Genomic DNA, 21,005 nt, shown 5'->3' with positions numbered 1-21,005 from the left:
AGGAGGCTCTGCCTCCTATATTACAAAAGAAAACCCTAAAAAACTTGGAGTAAAATTAACATGATGAGAATTCCCACAACAACTTATCGGATTCAATTTCATGGAGGTTTTAACTTTGAAGCCGCCAAACAAATCCTTAGCTATCTGGAAGATTTAGGAATTACCGACCTTTACGCTTCACCAATATTTAAAGCCAGAAAAGGCAGCTCTCACGGATACGATGTCGTTGACTCAAATCAGCTCAATCCCGATTTGGGAACATCAGAAAATTTTGAAGCCCTCACATACGAAATCAAGAAACGGAACATGGGATGGCTGCAAGATATTGTTCCGAACCACATGGCTTATGACACTCAAAATTTGCTGCTGTTAGACGTATTGGAACACGGGCCAGATTCCGACTATTTCGATTACTTCGATATTGAATGGAATCACGCTTACGAACATCTCAGGGGTCGAGTGCTGGCTCCGCTGCTGGGGAATTTTTATGGAGAGTGTCTGGAAAATGGCGAGATTCAACTCAAATACAGCGAAATTGGGCTAACCATCAATTATTATAGCTTACAATTGCCAGTAAGAATTGAATCTTATGCTAAATTCATCAGTCATAACTTGGGGCATTTAGCTAGAGAATTAGGCAGACGCCATCCAGATTTTATCAAGTTTTTAGGAATTCTTTATTTAATTAAAAATACACCTTCAGAAACTAAAGGTAAAACCCGATACGATCAGATAGCTTTTGTCAAAGGACTGCTGTGGGAACTCTACAATCAAAATCCCCTTGTACAGGAATTTATCGATGAAAATATCAAAGTTTTTAACGGAGAAAAGGGAAATTCCGAAAGCTTTAATTTGCTAGACGAATTGCTTTCCGAGCAGTTTTACCGTCTGTCTTTCTGGAAAGTGGGGGCAGAGGAAATTAATTACCGAAGGTTTTTTACAGTAAACGAACTTATTTCGGTAAAAGTTGAAGAGATTAAAGTTTTTCACAAAAACCACGCTCTGATATTCGACATGGTTGATGAGGGAAAGTTTACTGGATTGAGAATCGACCACATCGATGGACTGTACGACCCCACAGAATATTTGAAACGCCTCCGAGAGAAAGTCGGAGACACTTATATTACTGTTGAAAAGATTCTGGAACACGAAGAAGATTTGCCGTCATATTGGCCGATTGAGGGAACTAGCGGCTACGACTTTTTGAATTACGTAAACGGCGTTTTTTGTCGGTGCGATCGCGAGCAGCAATTTACCGAAATATATCAGAGATTTACTCGCTTGACCGTTCCCTACGAACAGTTGTTTTTAGATAAAAAAGGACTGATTGTTGAGAAAAATTTGGCGGGAGATGTAGACAATCTAGCTCAACTTTTGAAGAATATTTCCGGTCAATCGAGACAGGGAAATGACTTTACTCGTCCCGGTTTGGAAAAAGCATTGGCGGCTGTTTTGACAATTTTTCCAGTCTACCGAACTTACATCAATCAAGACGGTTTGAGAGAGTCCGATCGCACTTACGTAAAATATGCGATCGCCCATGCCAAAGAACAAGCACCCAGACTCCTCAAGGAACTTAAATTTATCGAAACGGTGCTGTTGCTGGAAGAAGAAGAAACCCTAACACCCGAACAAAAAGAGCAGCGTCGGCACTTTGTAATGAAACTCCAGCAGTTGACAGGTCCATTAATGGCAAAAGGCGTGGAAGACACGCTTTTATACGTCTACTATCGGCTTTTATCCCTCAACGAAGTGGGAGGAAATCCCAGTCAGTTCGGCGTGTCGCTGGGAGATTTTCACGAGTTCAACCAACAGCAGCAAGCAGCTTGGCCACACAAAATGAATGCGACAGCTACCCACGATACCAAACGTGGCGAAGATGTGCGAGCCAGAATAAACGTTTTGTCAGAAATTCCCGATGAATGGGAACAGCAAGTCAGGTCTTGGAGAGAGGTAAACTCTTCTAAGAAAGTCAACTTTGTGAATCGAATGGTTCCAGATACTAATGACGAATACTTCCTGTACCAAACTCTGCTCGGCAGTTTTCCCTTTGAGGGAATTGAAAACACTGATTATGTCGATCGCCTGAAAGATTATGTGATTAAAGCTGTCCGCGAAGCCAAAGTTTATACGGCTTGGCTGAGACCGGATAACGACTACGAAGCTGGTTTTATGACCTTTGTCGATAGCGTTCTCGAAACTTCGGAACAAAATCAGTTTCTCAACAAATTTACACCTTTCTGGAAAAAAGTAGCTAATTACGGAATTTTCAATTCTTTATCTCAAACGCTGCTGAAAATCACGGCTCCGGGTGTTCCCGACATTTATCAAGGGACGGAATTCTGGGATTTAAGCCACGTCGATCCAGATAACCGCCGTCCCGTAGATTTTGAGCGCAGAATCGAGGTTTTGCGGGAAATTAAAGAGCAAGCTCAGACGGATATTTTGCAACTAATTGAAGATTTGATTGCGACGCGAGAAGACGCGAGAATTAAGTTGTTTTTGACGGCAAGAGCCCTAGAAGCGAGAAAAAAATACTTGCAAGTTTTTCAATCAGGCGATTATCTGCCCCTGGAAGCAGTTGGCACGTTTAAAGATAATGTTGTTGCCTTTGCCAGAAGCTTTGGAGAGACTACCGTTATTGTCATTGCTCCCCGGTTTTTGACGGGAATTGTCAAACCGGAAGAAATGCCGATCGGCAAACAAGTCTGGAAAGATACTAATTTGAAATTATCCGAGGAAATGCCGTCGGTTTGGAAAGATGCAATTACAAATCAGGCGGTAGAAAGTAACGGTACTTTGGCAATTGGTGACGCTCTGAGTTACTTTCCGGCAGCTCTGCTGATCGGTAAAAAATAGAAACTAAAGTTGTAGGGTGCGTCAGGAATTGATTATTGGGAGTTCACAATGTTTTTTGGCTCTGACGCACCATACCATGTGCTGGGCTTCTTGAGTTAAAATAGTAGCAGGAAAGCAATCTTAGTAGCGGGAGGAATAGCAAAATGCGATCGCTCGTCAAAACCGAAACCAGTACCGAAACCAGACTCTCTTGGTGGGCTTACCTATTTGTCCTAGACGAATTCATTGCCGAAGCAGATGCTACTATCAACGGCCCAGCAGCTTACAATAATACACCTCCAGCACTGTCCGATCGCGATCGAGCCTTTTTACTTTCAGTCATGGAAAACCCGCCAGCACCGTCTGAAGGATTGCTCGCATTATTTGCAGATTATTAAACAAAACAGTAAAGCGAGTGAATTGGACTATTAGCCGTCTAGAAGATATAAACCGAAGCACGAGCAGTCTTAGAAAAGACCCATTTAATTCGGGAAATACAGAATTAGATGCTTATCTCAAACGATATGCAAAGCAGAACGATCGCCTCGGTACTGCTAGAACTTTTGTAGCTTTAGCAGGTGAAGATAACTACACAATAGCAGGCTATTATGCTGGCAGCGCTAATTTACTCGATCGTACCCAGCTACCACCTAACTTGCGAGAAAATCTCCCCAACTATCCCCCTCCTGCTATGCTAGTTGGGAAACTTGCAGTCGATCGATCAATGCAAGGTAGAGGCTTGGGGAAGCGGTTACTGCGCCATGCCTTCGAGAATGCACTGAATTTATCCCAAAATATGGGAATTTATGCTGTCAGGGTAGATGCTATTGACGAACAAGCTAAAGAATTTTACAAAAGGTGCGGTTTCTTGGAGTACCAAGATAGTCCTTTTTCACTGTTTATTCTGATGAGTACAATTAAACAAGCAGCAAATGGGTAGGTCTCTAACTCATGACTCTAACTGATAAATTTTACTTTTATTTTGAAGCCGATCGACCGATCGCCCCTACCAACCAAACAAAATTTATACAACAAAGACGGCAAACACAACACAACGTATACGGTTTGCCACAATACCCGAATCGATCGCACACCGTACATTAGGAAGAGTAAAGAAAAGCAGTCAACAACTGTAGCGGTGCAAGCCTCACGGATGCAACCGTCCCCCAACAGGTTCGGTAAATACCCCTTCATCGCAAGGTCTACCGCCCGCAGTATAGAGATAAGCACCCTATCGAAGACTGTATTAAAGCAGGACTCACTACCCGTAAACCGCGAGGTAAAATGGCAGTCCTGAATAACCAGACTATCGCACAGATAAAACACCAAAATTTTGTAGAGATTGGAGCCGGAACACCCCTATGGGAAAAGTAGTTGGAATTGACTTAGGTACGACAAACTCCTGCGTCGCAGTTATGGAAGGCGGCAAACCCACCGTCATAGCCAACGCCGAGGGGGGTCGCACCACACCTTCTGTAGTAGCATATGCTAAAAATGGGGATCAACTTGTCGGACAAATCGCCAAGCGTCAAGCCGTGATGAACGCCGAAAACACCTTTTACTCAGTAAAACGGTTTATCGGGCGTAGGGTTGATGAAGTAACCCACGAAACCACTGAAGTTTCCTACAAAGTTCTCAAAGTCGGCAACAGCCTCAAACTAGACTGTCCCGCCCGCGGCAAGCAATTTGCCCCAGAAGAAATTTCTGCACAAGTTCTTCGGAAACTCGTAGAAGACGCCAGCAAATACCTCGGCGAAACTGTTACCCAAGCGGTAATTACTGTTCCCGCTTACTTCAACGACTCCCAGCGCCAAGCTACGAAAGACGCAGGAAAAATTGCCGGTATAGAAGTGCTGCGGATTATTAACGAACCTACAGCAGCAGCTTTAGCTTACGGGTTAGATAAAAAGAGCAACGAAACCATCCTCGTATTTGACTTAGGTGGCGGTACTTTCGACGTATCTATTCTCGAAGTAGGCGACGGCGTATTTGAAGTGCTAGCAACTTCTGGAGACACTCACCTCGGCGGTGACGACTTCGACAAAAAAATTGTTGATTTCATCGCTAATGAATTCCAAAGAGCCGAAGGAATTGACCTCCGCAAAGACAAACAAGCCCTGCAACGCCTGACGGAAGCAGCCGAAAAAGCCAAGATTGAGCTTTCGAGCGTTACCCAAGCAGAAATCAACCTGCCGTTTATTACCGCGACTCAAGACGGGCCAAAACACTTGGACACGACTTTGACGCGGGGCAAGTTTGAAGAACTCTGTTCCGATTTGATCGATCGCTCCCGCATCCCCGTAGAAAATGCGATCCGCGACGCCAAATTAGACAAATCTGCAATTAATGAAGTCGTCTTAGTTGGTGGTTCTACGCGCATTCCTGCGGTGCAAGAACTGGTCAAAAAACTCCTTGGCAAAGACCCCAACCAAACCGTAAACCCGGACGAAGTGGTCGCAGTCGGTGCAGCAATTCAAGCAGGCGTACTCTCCGGCGAAGTCAAAGACATCCTGTTGCTCGACGTTACTCCGCTGTCTCTCGGCGTCGAAACCTTGGGTGGCGTGATGACCAAAATCATTCCCCGCAACACCACTATTCCTACCAAGAAGTCGGAAACTTTCTCGACTGCTGTAGACGGTCAAACAAACGTGGAAATTCACGTTTTGCAAGGCGAACGGGAAATGGCCAATGATAACAAGGATTTGGGAACCTTCCGCTTAGATGGAGTTCCACCGGCCCCCCGTGGCGTACCTCAAATTGAAGTTACTTTCGATATCGATGCTAACGGTATTTTGAATGTAGCTGCTAAGGATAAAGGTACTGGCAAGGAGCAATCGATTAGCATTACTGGTGCTTCTACTTTGCCCAGCAATGAAGTCGATCGCATGGTGAAGGAAGCCGAATCGAATGCTTCTGCTGACAAAGAGCGTCGCGAAAGGATCGATCGCAAAAACCAAGCTGATTCTCAAGCCTATCAAATCGAGAAGCAGTTGGCAGAATTGGGCGATAAAGTTCCCGCTGATGACAAAACTAAGATTGAAGGGTTGCTTAAAGACTTGCGATCCGCGATCGAGAGTGAAGATGACGATCGCATCAAGACACTGACAACAGAGTTGCAGCAAGCATTCTACGCTGTCAGCAGCAACCTGTACCAGCAAGCAGGCGGCCCAACTGATGGCCCTGGCGGCCCTGGCGGCTATGGAGACGGCGGCCCCACTGGTGGCGACGACGTGATTGACGCCGACTTCACAGAAGGCAACAAATAACAGGCTAAATTAAAAGCCCCCAGCTAGAAGCAAGAAACCCGGTTTTGAACAGAAACCGGGTTTCTGTTCATGCAAAAACAAACCAAAGTCGATCGACTAAAATTACTAAAAATCTTGCTTGAGGCATAGAGACAAAACTAGAATATGCTTCAACAAATATCATAAACTATAGCAATCCTAAATGATTTGTGTAATTCTTGTAGGGGCAAACCCCCCGTGGTTGCCCCGCCTTAGCTGGGCTAGGCACTCTTAGCACTACCCCTACATATTTTTACAACTTATTTAGGATTGCTATAGCAGTAATATCGCAATCGAGAGCAATTAAATGTCACGTTCTCCTATACAAAATTCCTCCCCAAATACTCCCAGCCAATCTCATGTTGCATCCCTGCGCCGACTCCGCCGCATCAGCCATTTACTAGACAATGCAATTCCGATTCCCGGCACAAAATACCGCATCGGACTCGATCCGATACTGGGACTTATACCGGGCGGCGGCGATTTAATCAGTTCAATTTTTGCAGGCTATGTTGTCTTCAAATCCGCTCAAATGGGAGTGCCTCAAGAGACTTTAGTAAAAATGGCAGCTAATATCGTATTTGATACAGTTGCTGGTACTGTACCGGTAGCCGGAGATTTGTTAGATGTTGCTTGGAAAGCTAATGTCAAAAATATAGAATTGCTGGATGCTCATTTAGGTTCCCCTGAACAAGGCAAAAAAGCCGATTGGCTATTTGTGGCGGCGCTGTTATTGGGTTTAATTTTAATTGTCGGAGGTGTTATTTTCTTGAGTGTGATGCTTTTTGGGTTGCTATTTCAATTAATTACAGGGCGTTAAATTGGGTTTAACGCTCCAGATAAATTCCTCTCTTTATGTCATTCATAGTGATAGCATATAATCGGGAAGCTTCTCCTTGAAACTCCTTTTTGAGGATGATTGCGAACCGAAACACAACATCTGGCTTTAATTATCCATAGGGTGCGTTGCTTTTTTTGATGCCTTACTAAAGAGCAAATATTTCACATATCCGTAGATTACAAACAGGGCGATTGGAAAAAAAACAAACTGTTTTTTCGCAGCAATACTTAATAATAAGAGGAGTATTAGCTACAAAAAAACAGTGACTGCAATCAATGTTCAATAAATAAATACTAAAGTGTGTCTGGGTTTAAAAATTCAACCAACCCCTACTAATAAAAGTTCTGATCCTCTTACCAAGAAGAGATATGTGGCAGAAATCTGAGATATTGCAGCATTCTCAACAACAGGCAAGATGCCTGTTCCACAAGAGAATTCACTCTGGATATTAAAAAATATATCTTAAGGGGATTGACAAAATTTATTAAATACATATTTAATAATCAATTTTCTTTGAAACTAGGAATTGACCAGGAATTTCAAAGGTGGTACCCGCCACGTGATGTATCTCGCGCAAATCAATCCAAAATCGAAAATCCTTGCGTCCCCCGCATTTATCCGTCGGGTCGCCTCTAAAATCGAAAATCGAAAATCGAAAATCGATTGACCGGCTCGCCCTTGAGTCCGATATAGTGATATAATCCAGACTATAATATCAAATTGATATAAATGCTTGAATTATCAGCACTTGGACTGCTACAGTTGCAACCCCTGCACGGCTATCGGCTAAAGCAAAAACTGGAGCTGTTTATGAGCAGTTGCATCAGCGTCAACTATGGAGCGATTTACCCGCTGCTGAAGCGCTTGGAAGAGCGAGGGGAGATTTCGGTAATAGCCGAAGAAGCCGGAGATGCGGGCTGTCCGCGCAAAATCTACGGAATTACCCCCAAAGGGCGCGAACTGTGGCGGCAAAAAATGCTCGAACACCCTCAAGAAAGCTGGGTTAACAGTGGTTCCCGGTTCCAAATCAAGTTTTTCTTTTTTGGCGACTTAGAACCGGCAGAACGGCTGAAGCTATTGGAACACCGCTTGCGAGCCTGTTACACCAGGCAAGACTACATCGAAAGCCTCAAGAGCGAATATCCACTAACCGACGACTATCAATTCGCTTCTCGCGATCGCTGCAAGTCAGTGCTGGCCTCAGAGATTGAGTGGTTAACCGAGCAACTAGCCAAGGAAAAAAGCGCGATCGCCCGAGTGCGTGACTCCCCAACCTCCGCTGAATCCGCTGAATCCAAGGGAAAATCCTTCCAACTCACCCACTCAGGTGACTCGTAAGAAGGATGTGCAATCATTCCTGCCATCGTAACTTTTGAGAAATAACAAGAAGCTTTCCTAAAAATAATCACCCCCAGGCTTGGCTAACTGTGATGAGACTAAAGCCCTGCACATACCCCAACCCCATTAAAAAGAGACTTTCCCGATTCCATCCTGTTTAAAATCCCTTGTCATTATTCCCCCTTGTTGGAGGGGAACGCCGGAGAATCAAAGATTTCGCCCAAGTCTCAGTCAGAAGTTAAAAAAAATCTAAGTGGTGCTGCCCATGAGTTATTCTAAATCCCCAGAATCCGTCGTTGAAACCCAAGAGCAAAAACCTGCCACACCCGAACTGCACCCAACCGATGCAGACAGCGATCTACCAGAGGATTTTCCCGCCGTTGTCGATCGCCCGGAACCTGTTGCTAAACCACGATCGCGCTGGCCCCTAATTGCCGCGCTCGCGATCGCCACAGGCGCAGCAGGTTTCGGCTGGTACTCGTGGCAATCAGGCCAGACTCGCGCACCGCAACAGGCAGCCGCCGCCCAACCCCCAGGCATACCAGTCAAGATCGCAGCCGTACAAACCAGCTCAGTCGAAGATGCTTCCGAATTTGTTAGCAGCTTAGAAGCCAAGCGTTCGGTACAAATCAAACCCGAAGCAGAAGGGCTAGTCACGGAGATTTTTGTCAAAGCCGGCGACTTCATAAATCAAGGGCAAGCCATCGCCCGCATGAAAAGCGACAGCGCCCAAGCGGACTTGAGGCAATCCCAAGCCAACCTGATCCGCGCTCAATCCCACTTAGCCGAATTGCAAGCAGGAGCCAGGCCCGAAGAAATCGCCCAAGCTCAAGCTCAAGTCGCCCAAGCCCAAGCCAACCTCGCCCAACTGCGATCGGGCTCTCGGCCAGAAGAAATTGGTCAAGCCCAAGCCCGCGTTAGCCAAGCTGAAGCCGACCTCGCCGACGCCGAAACAGGTAGCCTCTTAGAAGAAATCGCCCAAGCAAGAGCGCAAATAGAAGCAAGCACAGCCGAAGCAAAGTTAGCCAGCCAGCAACTTGCCAGATATCAGGCCTTGGCAAAAGAAGGCGCAGAATCCGCGAACACTCTTGAGCAATACACCCAAAAAGAAGGCAGCGCCAAAGCCAATCTCCGAGAAGCTCAAAGGCGGTTTGAGCAGCGACAAAAGAACAGACAAGCCGAGATCGAGCGTCGCACAGCAGCCTTGCAACAGCAGCGGCAAGCTTTGCGACAATTGCAAAACGGTTCGCGCCCAGAGGAAATAGCTGCATCCGAAGCAGAAGTCGCACAAGCCAAGAGTAGATTAGCCCAGTTAGCCAACGGCACCCGCCAAGAACAGCTCGATCAAGCTGAAGCGCAAGTTGCCCAGGCCGCGGCTCAAGTGCGCGGCTTTGAAGTACAACTACAAGAAACTGCGGTCATCGCCCCCTTCGCAGGAGTCATCGGCGACATACCAGTGAAAGTAGGTGATTACTTGCAAAAAGGCAACGCTATCGCCACCCTGACAGAGAACCAATTGCTAGACTTGCGGTTATCAATTCCTTTGGAACGGATGCCTCAATTACGCTTAGGGTTGCCAGTACAAATGCTCGATGCTCAAGGTAAGGCGATCGCGATCGGTCAAATCAGTTTTATCTCCCCCAACGTCAGCGCCAATTCCCAAACAATTTTAGCTAAAGCCACCTTTCCCAACCCCACCGGCGAACTACTTAATCTCCAGTTTGTAAAAGCTAAAGTCATCTGGAAACAGAACCCCGGAATTTTAGTTCCAGTAACAGCAGTTACTCGTTTAGGGGGGGAAACTTTTGTCTTCACAGCTCAACAGCCGGAACAGCCAAAACCTGGAATGCCACCTTTAGTAGCGCGGCAAAAGCCCGTGAAATTGGGAGCCATTCAGGGGAATAATTATCAAGTTATCGAAGGTTTGAAAGCCGGCGAAAAAATTGTTACCGCAGGCATCCTTAACCTGACAGACGGCGCTCCCATTATGGCTCAAGAGGAAGGGAAAGGAGCAGGGGAAAAATTACCATTAGCAAGCCAAAAATAAGGTAGGTTGTTGCGCTTTAGCGCTCTTAATAGGTAAATTAAGAGCGCTAAAGGGCAACTACGTACCTTACGTGAAACTACTTGATTGCTCCGCTCTAAAAAAGGGGGCTATTTTAATTTTTGACGCAAGTGCAATTAGGAATTAGCAATTATCAACTAACAACTACCCATTACCCAAATAATGTTTGCAGATTTCTTTATTAAACGACCAGTCTTTGCTAGCGTCTGCGCCTTAATTATTGTTTTGGTAGGCGCAATAAGCATTCCCACATTGCCGATCGAACGCTTCCCCGACATCAGCCCCACCCAAATCAACGTCACAGCCAACTATAGCGGTGCCAATGCTGAAGTTGTCGAAAATGCGGTAACAAACATCCTAGAAAGGCAAATCAACGGCATTGAAGGACTGAAATATCTAACTTCCAGTAGCACTAACAGTGGAACTAGCACCATTACAGCCACCTTTGATACTTCCCGCGACAAAGATATCGCCGCCGTCGATGTGCAGAATCGAGTTGCAGTCGCTCAGCCACAACTCCCCGATGCCGTACAACGCACAGGAGTTACAGTTACAAAACAATCTAACAGCCTACTGCTGGCTATAGGATTATTTACCGAAAATAAAGAATACGATACCATATTTTTAAGCAACTACGCCGACCTCTATTTAGCAGACACTTTAAAGAGAGTAAAAGGCGTGGGCGACGTGCGAATTTTTGGGGAAAGACGCTATGCTATGCGCCTGTGGATCGATCCCAATAAATTAGCGGCTCGTAATCTAACAATGCAAGATGTAACAAGAGCAATTAACGAACAAAACTTGCAAGTTGGAGTAGGAAGAATTGGTCAAGAACCCGCCCCAGAAGGGCAAATGTATCAGATTGATTTGAGTGCAGAAAGTCGTCTCAAAAGCCCCACAGAATTTGAAGACCTAGTTATTAAAAGCGAAGCAAATGGAACTTTAGTTAAGTTAAAAGATGTCGGTAGAGCAGAATTAGGAGCAGAAAATTATAACTCTTTTCTGCGATTTCGAGGGAATGACGCGGTGGGTTTAGGGATTTACCAATTACCCGGAAGTAATGCTCTAAATGTTGCCCAAGCCGTCAAAGCAGAAATGGAGAAATTAGCGAAAAACTTCCCTCCGGGGGTGATACATAGAACCGCACTAGATACGACTCAATTTGTCCAAGAGTCAATGGCAGAAGTAGTCAAAACTCTGTTTGAAGCAGTCTTGCTAGTGGTGATAGTTATTTTTGTTTTCCTGCAAGATTGGCGCACTACGATTATTCCCACCCTCACAATACCCATTTCCTTGATTGGGACATTTGCTTTTATCAAAGCATTCGGATTTACGATTAACAGTTTGTCTCTATTTGGTCTTACCTTAGCAACAGGTTTAGTGGTTGATGACGCTATCATCGTAGTCGAAAATATTGACCGTCTAGTCCGCCAAGGTATGAATGCCCGCCAAGCAGCTTCCGAGTCAATGCGGGAACTTTTTAGTGCTGTAATTGCCACTTCCTTAGTATTGATGGCCGTGTTCGTACCCGTGGCATTTTTCCCTGGGACAACGGGAGCACTCTATAAACAATTTGCCCTGACAATTGCTTTTTCAGTGCTGCTTTCTACCTTTATGGCGGTTACTCTTACTCCCTCACTTGCCGCTATATTACTGCGCCCAGGTAAGAAGTTTGGCGGCCCGTTGGGTTGGGTTTTTAACCGGATTAATATTTTTCTTGATTGGATGCAAAAGAAATATAGAGAGTCCTTAATATTCTTAACACGATTTAAAACCCTTGTTACCCTGTTGTTTATTGCTTCTCTGGGATTCACCGCTTGGCTTTATTTAGCAGTACCAACAGCATTTATCCCAGAGGAAGACCAGGGCTATTTTCTGACAATTATTCAAGGGCCTCAAGGCGTTTCGCTGCAATACACCCAGCAGGTGATGGATGGAGTTGAACAAGAAATCCTCAATGTTCCTGAAGTGGTGGGTACTTTTTCGGTAGGTGGCTTTGGTTTTAGTGGTAATAGTTCCAACCAGGGGATTATATTTACTACCCTTAAACCCTGGAAAGAAAGGAAAGGTGAAGCTCAAACCGTACAAGCGATTATTGGTAAATTGCAGGGTAAGTTTTTCGCGATTCCAGAAGCGAGAATTTTCCCGGTGAATCCGCCGGCTATTCAAGGTTTAGGTCAATTTGGCGGCTTCCAATTTCAATTGCAAGACCGCAAAGGGAACAGCGGTTTAGATTCTCTAGTTCAGGCGATGGGCGGGATTTTAAAGCAGGCGAATCAGACGCCCGGATTGCAGGCGGTATTTAGTACGTTTGCTGCGAATACGCCTCAGTTACTTGTGGAAGTTGACCGCAATCGAGCTAAGGCTCTAGATATTCCGATTAATGATGTTTTCAGTACGTTACAAACGGCTCTTGGTTCTCAGTATGTGAATGATTTTAATCTGCAGCAGCGCAATTATCGGGTGTATGTTCAGGCGGATAAACAGTTTCGTGATAACCCTGAAGATATTGGGAAATTGTATGTCCGCTCTGGAAAAAATGAAATGATTTCTTTGAGCAATTTGGTGAAAATAACTCCGGTGGTGGGAGCGCAAACTGTTAACCACTACAATTTATATAGGTCAATTGAAATTAGTGGCTCCCCGGCTCCGGGATCGAGTTCTGGACAGGCGATAAAATTGATGGAAAAGGTGTCGGCTGAAGTTTTGCCGTCGGGTTTTGGATATGAATGGTCGGGGAGTTCTTTAGAAGAAATTGAGTCTGGGGGTCAAGCACCAATTATTTTTGGTTTGGGACTGATTTTTGTGTTCTTGGTTTTGGCGGCTCAGTACGAAAATTATGTCGATCCTTTCATTATTTTGCTATCGGTTCCTCTGGCGATTTTAGGTGCACTTTTAGCTCAGTCGTTGCGGGGGTTGGCGAATGATGTTTATTGCCAGATTGGTTTGGTGATGTTGATTGGATTGGCAAGTAAAAATGCGATTTTAATTGTGGAGTTTGCTAACCAGTTGCGGGAGCAGGGATATTCAATTACTAAGGCAGCAGTTGAGGCTTCTCAAGAGCGTTTACGACCGATTTTGATGACTTCTCTATCATTTATTTTGGGGATTGCTCCCCTAATTAACCCGGAAGGTGCGGGGGCTGCAAGTCGTAGATCGCTAGGGAATGCGATCGCGGGGGGGATGGTTGTTTCTACTTTCTTGAGTTTGTTTATGGTGCCGGTGCTGTATGTGGTCATTGTCTCGACTCGCGATCGCTTTCGGAAGCGCGATCGATTAACAAATCTACCCGGTGATGGTACAACTTTGAACGGCAAAACGACTCCAGGCGAGGAGGTTGAACGCGATAAAGTATCGCCGCTGTAGTGGGTAATTAGTTCCTTTAACTATCCGGTTAGTGGTTATTGTTGCAAAATATCCGACTATCTGTGCCACGGGCTTTTTGATTGTTGCGACGCTGTGCGGTAACTCTCGGAGAAGATTTTTTGTACAGGTAGCGATCGCCCCCCATCGTGCAATAATGATATGACTTGCACAAAAGCTCTATTAGTAGGTAAATCTTGCCTACCTTACCGCTACATATAGCGTCTCAACTGTCAACCCGTGCTAGTTATCAATTAAACCGGCTGTTGCACTACACAAATTTTTTCTAATGGCTGAAGTCCCCCTAAATCCCGCAGAACTTGCAGAAGCCCTCAACGGCTTTACCGATATCAATTTCCAATTGCCAGACCCCGAAGACGAACAAATACCAGACTTTGATTTTGACAATCAGGTTGACAATGCCTGGAAAGTGTGCGATCGCTTCGACTTGCAAACCGACATTTGGCGGGGACGCATTCTCCGAACAGTCCGAGACAGAGAAAAAAAAGGCGGCGAAGGACGCGGCACAGGGTTTTTGAACTGGCTCAAAGAAAGAGAAATTGGCAAAAGTCAAGCGTATTCTTTGATAGAATTAGCTAATAGTGCCGACACTCTGATCCAGCAAGGAGATTTAGACCCAGATTCCATTAGAAACTTCAGCAAAAGAGCCTTTGTAGAAACCGCCAAAGCATCTCCCGAAGTCCAGCAAATGGTAACAGATGCCGCAGCAAATGGCGATCGCATCACCCGCCGCGAAGTCAAACAACTCTCCGACGAATGGATGGCAATGAACTCAGATTTATTGCCAGAAGAAGTCAAAGAAAAAGCATCTACAGGTTCTCTACCTTCCCGCTACCTCGCTCCTTTAGTGAAAGAAATGGAGAAACTCTCTCCATCTCACCAAAGCGAAATTCAAAAAGAAGTAGCAGAAAATCCCGACGTAGATACTGTTAAACAGCTAACATCCGACGCCAAGAACTTATCAAAATATCTCGACGCCGCCGCCCAAGTGCAAGCTCTCAATCAGTCTCACTTAGATATGGAAATGGCCTTAGAAGAATCTTTGCGAGTAGGCTGTTTGGGAACCACCGCCGACGTTGTAAAACAAGCCGCACAGCTAGAACAAGCAGTAGTCAAACTCTACACCATTTGGAAACGCTTAGGCAGTTTGGCAGATAGATTGTACGTGGATACAGGAGCAAGCACACCCAATTTGCGGTTGCTTTTGGGATGCTTGGACAGTCTTTCGGGAGAAAAGATTGAAGTGGATTTCGGAGACGGAGAACGCTCTATTCGCTTGCAAATTTTCAGCGAATAGCTCAACTTTGACCGCAGATAAAAGCCAACATCACGGCTCATTATCTGCGTCGATTCCTGTTCATCTGCGGTTAAAATTTTTGATTTTTTCCAAAGATATCGGGGATGCAAATAACGCCGATATTTGGTAACTACTTCTTTCCCCAACAGCACTACGCTAATCCAAAAACAAACTTCCGCCCCAACAGCCAGAACGAAAGATAAAGTAGTTTTTTGGGTAATGTCCAGCCCCAGGAAGGGCACAACAAATAAGACTGCCAGCCAGGGCAGAAAAGATAGGACAAATAAGAACAAACCGAGCTTTTGCATAGATTCACATAATACAGCTTTGATCTGCCCTTTATCTGTTAGTCCGCTTAAAGTGGACTTCGTTTGTATAGTAGCGATTTCAATCGCCTCCTTCACTACAAACTCACCTCTGGAACCAATGTCAGCAACAGGCTTTCCGGCCTGTTCCACAAGAACATTTAGTATTGGTGGAACAAGCATCTTGCCTGTTCTTGAGAATGGTTCAACCTCTGACTACAAACTTAATTGCCAAGCATTTCCAACTCAATTCTTAATCCCCGTTGCCGCAATCCCTCGAATAAACTGTCGCTGACCGGCCAAAAACAGCAACACCACCGGCACTGTTCCAATTACCACCGCCGCCATCAACAACTGCCAACTGCTAGTAAACTGTTCCTGAAATTCGGCCAGAACCAACTGCACAGTCCGCAACTGGGGCCGCGTCGTAAACACCAGCGGCTTAAACAAATCGTTCCACTCCCCGATAAACGTAAACAAAAACAGCGTCACCAAAGCAGGGCGGGCTAAAGGTAACATCACCTGCCACAAAACCTGCCAGCGGTTAGCCCCATCCAGCATTGCCGCCTCCTCTAACTCCGCGGGAATTGTCATAAAATACTGGCGCAGCAGAAAAATCCCAAAACCGTTAGCCGCCGTCGGCAAAATCAGCGCCCCGTAAGTATTCAGCAGATGGCCCCACTTCAAAACCAAGAAAATCGGAATCACCAAAAGCTGAAACGGAATTACCAGCGTCGCCAAAACCCCCAACACAATCGCCTGTCGCCCGCGAAACTTCAGCCTGGCCAAGGCGTAACCGGCCAAAGCAGAAGTTACAACCTGAAAACCCGTCACTGCGATCGCCACTAGAGTAGAATTAAGGAATGCCAACAAAAAATTGCCCCGTCGCCAAGCCTCCTGATAGTTTGCAAAAGTCAGGCCTGCAGCCTTGACACCGACACCAGATGGTGATAATGAAACCCAAAATACAGCAGCCAGTGGCAGCAGCACCAGCGCAGCACCCGCCAGCAACAAAATAAAACTCAGCAGTTCCAGCGCATGAGACCTGTCAAAGGATTTACCCATAAATTTGTGAATTAACCTAAAATAATAAGCCTGTGACGTTCTCCAACCCGATCGCATCCCCGATTCCCATACAACAACATAATAGTCGTAGAAGGAAAGAAGGAGTACCTAGGGAGGAAGTTGTGATTAGGATATAATGTTATAGATAGAGTTGGTACTGTAAAACCCTGAAAGGTGGAGACATAGACCGTATTTCTATCATCTATTTCCGGGCAAAAGATCGACTAACGACTAATTCAAGTAATTAGTAAATAGATAGCATTCTAGCGATAGTCTTTCTGGAGTGTTCGACGGCAAAAGTCCGGCAAACACGCACGCTTGACGCCAGTTTTTCCCGGAACGTCAAAGAAAAGTTCTTTGTCGAAAGCATCCTCAGCTATAATCTGTGATTTAGATGGGGTGCGTTCAAAATAGGTAAAGTGTACTGTCACTGACCCCCCATTTTAAAGGGGTTTCCCAACATCCCGCAAGCTTATATAAGGAGACTACATATCTATGCCCCAGCTTGAGGCCAGCCCAACAATTGACTTTCAAACCGAAACTTACAAAGATGCTTACAGCCGCATCAACGCCATTGTGATTGAAGGCGAACAAGAAGCTCACGATAATTACCTGACACTGGCCGAACTGTTGGCGGACAAAAAAGCAGAGTTAGTTGGCTTGTCCAAGATGGAGAACCGCCACATGAAAGGCTTCCAAGCTTGTGGCAGGAATCTTAAAGTCACGCCCGACATGGCATTTGCCAAGCAGTTCTTTTCGGAATTGCACAGAAACTTCCAAACGGCAGCGGCCGAAGGTCAGATTGTAACTTGCTTGTTGATTCAATCGCTAATTATCGAGTGTTTTGCGATCGCAGCTTACAACATCTACATCCCCGTCGCCGATGACTTTGCTCGCAAAATCACCGAAGGCGTCGTCAAAGAAGAATACAGCCACCTCAACTTTGGGGAAGTCTGGCTGCAGGCTCACTTTGAGGAATCCAAAGCCGAACTCGAAGCTGCCAACCGCCAAAACCTGCCCATCATCTGGAGACTGCTAAACTCTGTCGCAGACGATGCCCGCGTCTTGGGAATGGAAAAAGACGCTTTAATCGAAGACTTTATGATTGCCTACGGCGAAGCCCTAGGCAACATAGGCTTTAACAACCGCGATATCATGCGGATGTCAGCACAAGGCCTCGCAGCCTAGTTAACTTGGAAATAAGGAATGGGAAAAAAATTAAAAATTAAAAATTAAAAATGGGATAACTCATTTTAAAATATAAATTTTTAATCTTCCCATCTTCCATCTTCCATCTTCCATCTTCCACCTTCCATCTTCCTTCATTTGACAACTTAATGTTTGGTCTAATCGGTCACTTAACCAGCTTAGAACACGCCCAATCAGTAGCTAACGAGCTGGGCTATCCAGAATATGCCGATCAAGGTCTCGATTTTTGGTGCAGCGCACCGCCCCAAATAGTTGATCAGATCACGGTAACAAGCATCACTGGACAAAAAATAGAAGGTCGCTATGTCGAGTCCTGTTTTTTGCCAGAAATGCTAGCAACTCGCCGGATTAAAGCAGCTACTCGCAAAATCCTTAATGCGATGGCACACGCTCAAAAAAACGGGATTAACATCACTGCTTTGGGCGGCTTTTCTTCGATCATTTTTGAGACTTTCAACTTGCAGCAAATTAAGCAAATTCGCAATCTCAAGTTGGAGTTTGAACGCTTCACCACTGGTAACACTCACACAGCTTACATCCTCTGCCGCCAAGTAGAAGAAGCAGCCCCTAAATTGGGGATTGAACTTTCAAAAGCCACGGTAGCGGTTTGTGGTGCTACTGGCGATATTGGCAGTGCTGTGTGTCGCTGGCTCAATGTTAAAACAAATGTAGCAGAATTGTTGCTCATCGCCCGCGACAAAGAACGATTGCAAGATTTGCAATCAGAATTGGGTCGAGGGAAAATTATGGACTTGGAAGAAGCCCTGCCCCAAGCGGATATTGTAGTCTGGGTAGCCAGTATGCCCAAGGGAGTAGAAATTGACCCTAAGACATTGAAGCAACCATGTTTATTGATTGACGGTGGCTATCCGAAAAATTTGGCAACTCAGGTTCAGCATCCCGGAATTTACGTACTCAATGGCGGCATTGTGGAGCATTCCCTCGATATTGAGTGGAAAATCATGAAGATTGTCAATATGGATGTGCCGGGCCGACAGTTGTTTGCCTGTTTTGCTGAATCAATGCTGCTGGAATTTGAAAAAATGTATACCAATTTTTCTTGGGGACGGAATCAAATTACTGTGGAAAAGATGGAGCAAATCGGTCATATTTCTGTCAAGCACGGTTTCAGACCTTTATTAATGTCAGTTTGATGTTAAAAGTCAACTGTTAAATTTGAAAATTTAATAGTTGACTTTTTATTTGGCATCAGAATAATATTTTTCGGAGTGCAGCGCTAGCTTCCGGCTCGCGCTATATGATAATGATGATGTGACCAAATTTGATCTCATACAAAATTTAAAATTCAAAACTTCCAAATTTCCTCTCTTTTTCAGCATCCCCTGACAGGGTAGGATCGGGAAATAGTCGATCGACTTTCACCTTAAAACCTTATAGAAATTATCAGCGTGCCAAACCCAGACCGTAAACCCTTACTCTTAGATTTTGAAAAGCCCCTGGCCGAACTCGAAACCCGAATTCACCAGATTCGCGAACTCGCCGCCGAAAACAGCGTCGATGTCACCGACGAAATTCGCAAACTCGAAGCGCGTTCCGCCCAACTGCGACAAGAAATTTTCAGCAGCTTGTCCCCCATGCAGCGGCTGCAACTGGCCCGTCACCCGCGCCGCCCCAGCACCCTCGATTACATTCAGGCAATTAGCGACGAGTGGCTCGAGCTTCACGGCGATCGGCGCGGCGGAGACGACCCGGCCCTCGTCGGCGGAATTGCCCGCATAGACGGGCGTCCCACAGTCATCATCGGCCATCAAAAAGGGCGCGACACAAAAGACAATATCGCCCGCAACTTCGGCATGGCTGCTCCCGGCGGCTACCGCAAAGCCCTGCGCTTGATGGAACACGCCGATCGCTTCTCCATGCCAATTTTCACCTTTATCGACACTCCGGGGGCTTGGGCGGGCTTAGAAGCAGAACAGCTCGGACAGGGAGAGGCGATCGCCTGTAACCTCCGCGAGATGTTTCGCCTCGACGTTCCCATTATTTGCACCGTCATCGGCGAAGGCGGATCCGGCGGCGCATTGGGTATCGGCGTCGGCGAGCGGCTGTTAATGTTAGAACATTCCGTCTACACCGTCGCCACCCCCGAAGCTTGCGCGGCGATTCTCTGGAAAGACTCCGGTAAAGCTAACTTGGCCGCAGAAGCTCTCAAAATCACTTCCTGGGATTTGAAAAACCTCGGCATTCTCGATCAAATAGTACCAGAGCCGATCGGCGGCGCTCACTCGAATCCCCTCAAAGCTGCCTCCATACTCAAACAAGCTTTGTTAGAAAACTTAGCAGAACTAACCCAGCTTACGGGTCAGCAGCGACGCGAACTCCGGTATCAAAAATTTCGCCACATCGGTGTATTCACTGAAATTGCGGCTTGAGCCGATCGATTCAGAGTTATCAGTTATGAGTTAAAAATTCTTAACTTTAAACTCATAACTCACAGCTCATTATTCTGCGGATCTGTCAGCAGTGTTATAATTTCTCAGGTGACACGGCTTAACAGTTCTTAATGTTTATCTCATAATTAACTGTTATCACCCGCAGCAGACAGTTGTCTAATTTGCCGATGAAGGCTGCAACGCTGTAGGGAGTTGCCGAGGGAAAGTATTAGGACATTGAATGAACCATCCAACAACAAAGCAGGCTCTGATTACCGGAGCCAGCAGCGGTATTGGCAAAGCGACGGCTCTAGCGTTCGCCGCCGAAGGCATAAATCTGGCCTTAGTTAGCCGAGAGTCGGAAAACTTAGAAGCCGTTGCCGCAGCGGCCCGAGCAGTCGGAGTGAAAGCAGAAGCTTATCCCTTAGACTTGGCAAAAATTGAGCAAGTGCAAAGCAGCATCAGCGCGATCGCAGCTCAATTGGGTGCCGTAGATATCCTGGTAAACAGCGCTGGCATGGGCTACACCGGCTCCTTGACGGAAACTTCCCTAACCGACTGGCAAAGCGTTCTAGACCTCAATCTGACTAGCGTTTGGCAGTGCATTTTAGGAGTTTTGCCCTCAATGCGCGATCGCCGATCGGGAATCATCATCAACGTTTCCTCGATCGCCGGCACCCAAACCTTCCCCAACTGGGGAGCCTACTGCGTTAGCAAATTTGGTCTCATGGCTTTGTCTAAAACCTTAGCCGCCGAAGAACGGGCTCACGGAATTCGCGTAACAGCAATCTGTCCGGGTTCTGTCAACACTCCTATGTGGGACACAGACACCGTGGACGCCGACTTCGATCGCAGCGCCATGTTAACCCCAGAAATCGTCGCCCAATCAATTCTGCACGCAGTTCAGTTACCAGCGAGTGCAGTAATTGAAGAAATCACGCTCATGTCCAACGCAGGAGTTTTGTGAACTTGAGATTTTAGACTGCTGG

16 protein-coding genes and 1 pseudogene are annotated in these 21,005 nt (G+C 46.0%); 14 read left to right on the top strand and 3 right to left on the bottom strand.

What is annotated here, in order from left to right:
* Positions 1 to 63: 63 nt before the first annotated feature.
* The 10 genes from treY to QT984_RS12905 all read left to right on the top strand — a co-directional run bounded on the left by treY (position 64) and on the right by QT984_RS12905 (position 15,047).
* Positions 64 to 2,859 carry a malto-oligosyltrehalose synthase gene (treY, locus tag QT984_RS12950; protein WP_333051832.1) on the top strand — a complete coding sequence of 932 codons (2,796 nt, stop codon included), beginning with the start codon at positions 64 to 66 and terminating at the stop codon, positions 2,857 to 2,859.
* A gap of 143 nt (positions 2,860 to 3,002) precedes the next feature.
* Entirely contained in the window at positions 3,003 to 3,236 is a 234-nt protein-coding gene (locus tag QT984_RS12945) for a hypothetical protein (protein WP_333028250.1), read from the top strand.
* A 17-nt stretch (positions 3,237 to 3,253) separates the two neighbouring features.
* Positions 3,254 to 3,778 carry a GNAT family N-acetyltransferase gene (locus QT984_RS12940; protein WP_333051494.1) on the top strand — a complete coding sequence of 175 codons (525 nt, stop codon included), beginning with the start codon at positions 3,254 to 3,256 and terminating at the stop codon, positions 3,776 to 3,778.
* An 11-nt stretch (positions 3,779 to 3,789) separates the two neighbouring features.
* Positions 3,790 to 3,942 carry a hypothetical protein gene (locus QT984_RS12935; RefSeq protein ID WP_333231314.1) on the top strand — a complete coding sequence of 51 codons (153 nt, stop codon included), beginning with the start codon at positions 3,790 to 3,792 and terminating at the stop codon, positions 3,940 to 3,942.
* A gap of 257 nt (positions 3,943 to 4,199) precedes the next feature.
* The gene (gene dnaK, locus QT984_RS12930; protein ID WP_333231312.1) at positions 4,200 to 6,104 is read left to right on the top strand and encodes a molecular chaperone DnaK; all 1,905 of its coding nucleotides are present in this window, start codon (positions 4,200 to 4,202) and stop codon (positions 6,102 to 6,104) included.
* 325 nt (positions 6,105 to 6,429) lie between these two features.
* A complete protein-coding gene (locus tag QT984_RS12925; protein ID WP_333051500.1) occupies positions 6,430 to 6,942 on the top strand; it encodes a DUF4112 domain-containing protein in 513 nt (170 codons plus the stop codon).
* Positions 6,943 to 7,692: 750 nt separating this feature from the next.
* A complete protein-coding gene (locus QT984_RS12920; RefSeq protein WP_333051502.1) occupies positions 7,693 to 8,301 on the top strand; it encodes a PadR family transcriptional regulator in 609 nt (202 codons plus the stop codon).
* Positions 8,302 to 8,566: 265 nt separating this feature from the next.
* Positions 8,567 to 10,348 (top strand): efflux RND transporter periplasmic adaptor subunit, encoded by a 1,782-nt coding sequence (locus QT984_RS12915; protein ID WP_333051503.1) that lies wholly within the window; start codon positions 8,567 to 8,569, stop codon positions 10,346 to 10,348.
* A gap of 180 nt (positions 10,349 to 10,528) precedes the next feature.
* On the top strand, positions 10,529 to 13,732 hold the full coding sequence (locus QT984_RS12910) for an efflux RND transporter permease subunit (protein ID WP_333051505.1): 3,204 nt from the start codon (positions 10,529 to 10,531) through the stop codon (positions 13,730 to 13,732).
* 286 nt (positions 13,733 to 14,018) lie between these two features.
* Entirely contained in the window at positions 14,019 to 15,047 is a 1,029-nt protein-coding gene (locus QT984_RS12905) for a hypothetical protein (RefSeq protein WP_333209264.1), read from the top strand.
* Between the two features lie 161 nt (positions 15,048 to 15,208).
* On the opposite strand, the pseudogene QT984_RS12900 reads toward QT984_RS12905, so the two are convergent.
* From QT984_RS12900 to QT984_RS12890, 3 genes and pseudogenes are all read right to left on the bottom strand, one after another.
* A pseudogene (locus QT984_RS12900) lies at positions 15,209 to 15,355 on the bottom strand (transporter suffix domain-containing protein); the annotation flags it as partial.
* Positions 15,356 to 15,598: 243 nt separating this feature from the next.
* Entirely contained in the window at positions 15,599 to 16,417 is an 819-nt protein-coding gene (locus QT984_RS12895; protein WP_333051507.1) for a carbohydrate ABC transporter permease, read from the bottom strand.
* Between the two features lie 263 nt (positions 16,418 to 16,680).
* Positions 16,681 to 16,848 (bottom strand): hypothetical protein, encoded by a 168-nt coding sequence (locus QT984_RS12890; RefSeq protein ID WP_333051509.1) that lies wholly within the window; start codon positions 16,846 to 16,848, stop codon positions 16,681 to 16,683.
* A 64-nt stretch (positions 16,849 to 16,912) separates the two neighbouring features.
* Between QT984_RS12890 and QT984_RS12885 the strand changes: the two genes are divergently transcribed.
* The 4 genes from QT984_RS12885 (at position 16,913) to QT984_RS12870 (ending at position 20,983) form a co-directional block, all read left to right on the top strand.
* Positions 16,913 to 17,605 carry an aldehyde oxygenase (deformylating) gene (locus tag QT984_RS12885; protein WP_333051511.1) on the top strand — a complete coding sequence of 231 codons (693 nt, stop codon included), beginning with the start codon at positions 16,913 to 16,915 and terminating at the stop codon, positions 17,603 to 17,605.
* 149 nt (positions 17,606 to 17,754) lie between these two features.
* Entirely contained in the window at positions 17,755 to 18,780 is a 1,026-nt protein-coding gene (locus tag QT984_RS12880) for a long-chain acyl-[acyl-carrier-protein] reductase (RefSeq protein ID WP_333051513.1), read from the top strand.
* A 255-nt stretch (positions 18,781 to 19,035) separates the two neighbouring features.
* On the top strand, positions 19,036 to 20,016 hold the full coding sequence (gene accA / locus QT984_RS12875; RefSeq protein ID WP_333051515.1) for an acetyl-CoA carboxylase carboxyl transferase subunit alpha: 981 nt from the start codon (positions 19,036 to 19,038) through the stop codon (positions 20,014 to 20,016).
* A 241-nt stretch (positions 20,017 to 20,257) separates the two neighbouring features.
* Complete coding sequence (locus QT984_RS12870; RefSeq protein ID WP_333051517.1) at positions 20,258 to 20,983, top strand: SDR family oxidoreductase; 726 nt, start codon at positions 20,258 to 20,260, stop codon at positions 20,981 to 20,983.
* Positions 20,984 to 21,005: the final 22 nt, after the last annotated feature.

Source organism: Microcoleus sp. Z1_B2 (genome assembly GCF_036700325.1).
Taxonomy (GTDB): domain Bacteria; phylum Cyanobacteriota; class Cyanobacteriia; order Cyanobacteriales; family Microcoleaceae; genus Microcoleus.
Note: the sequence above shows the minus strand (reverse complement) of the source record. Positions and strands in the feature narration are given on the sequence as shown.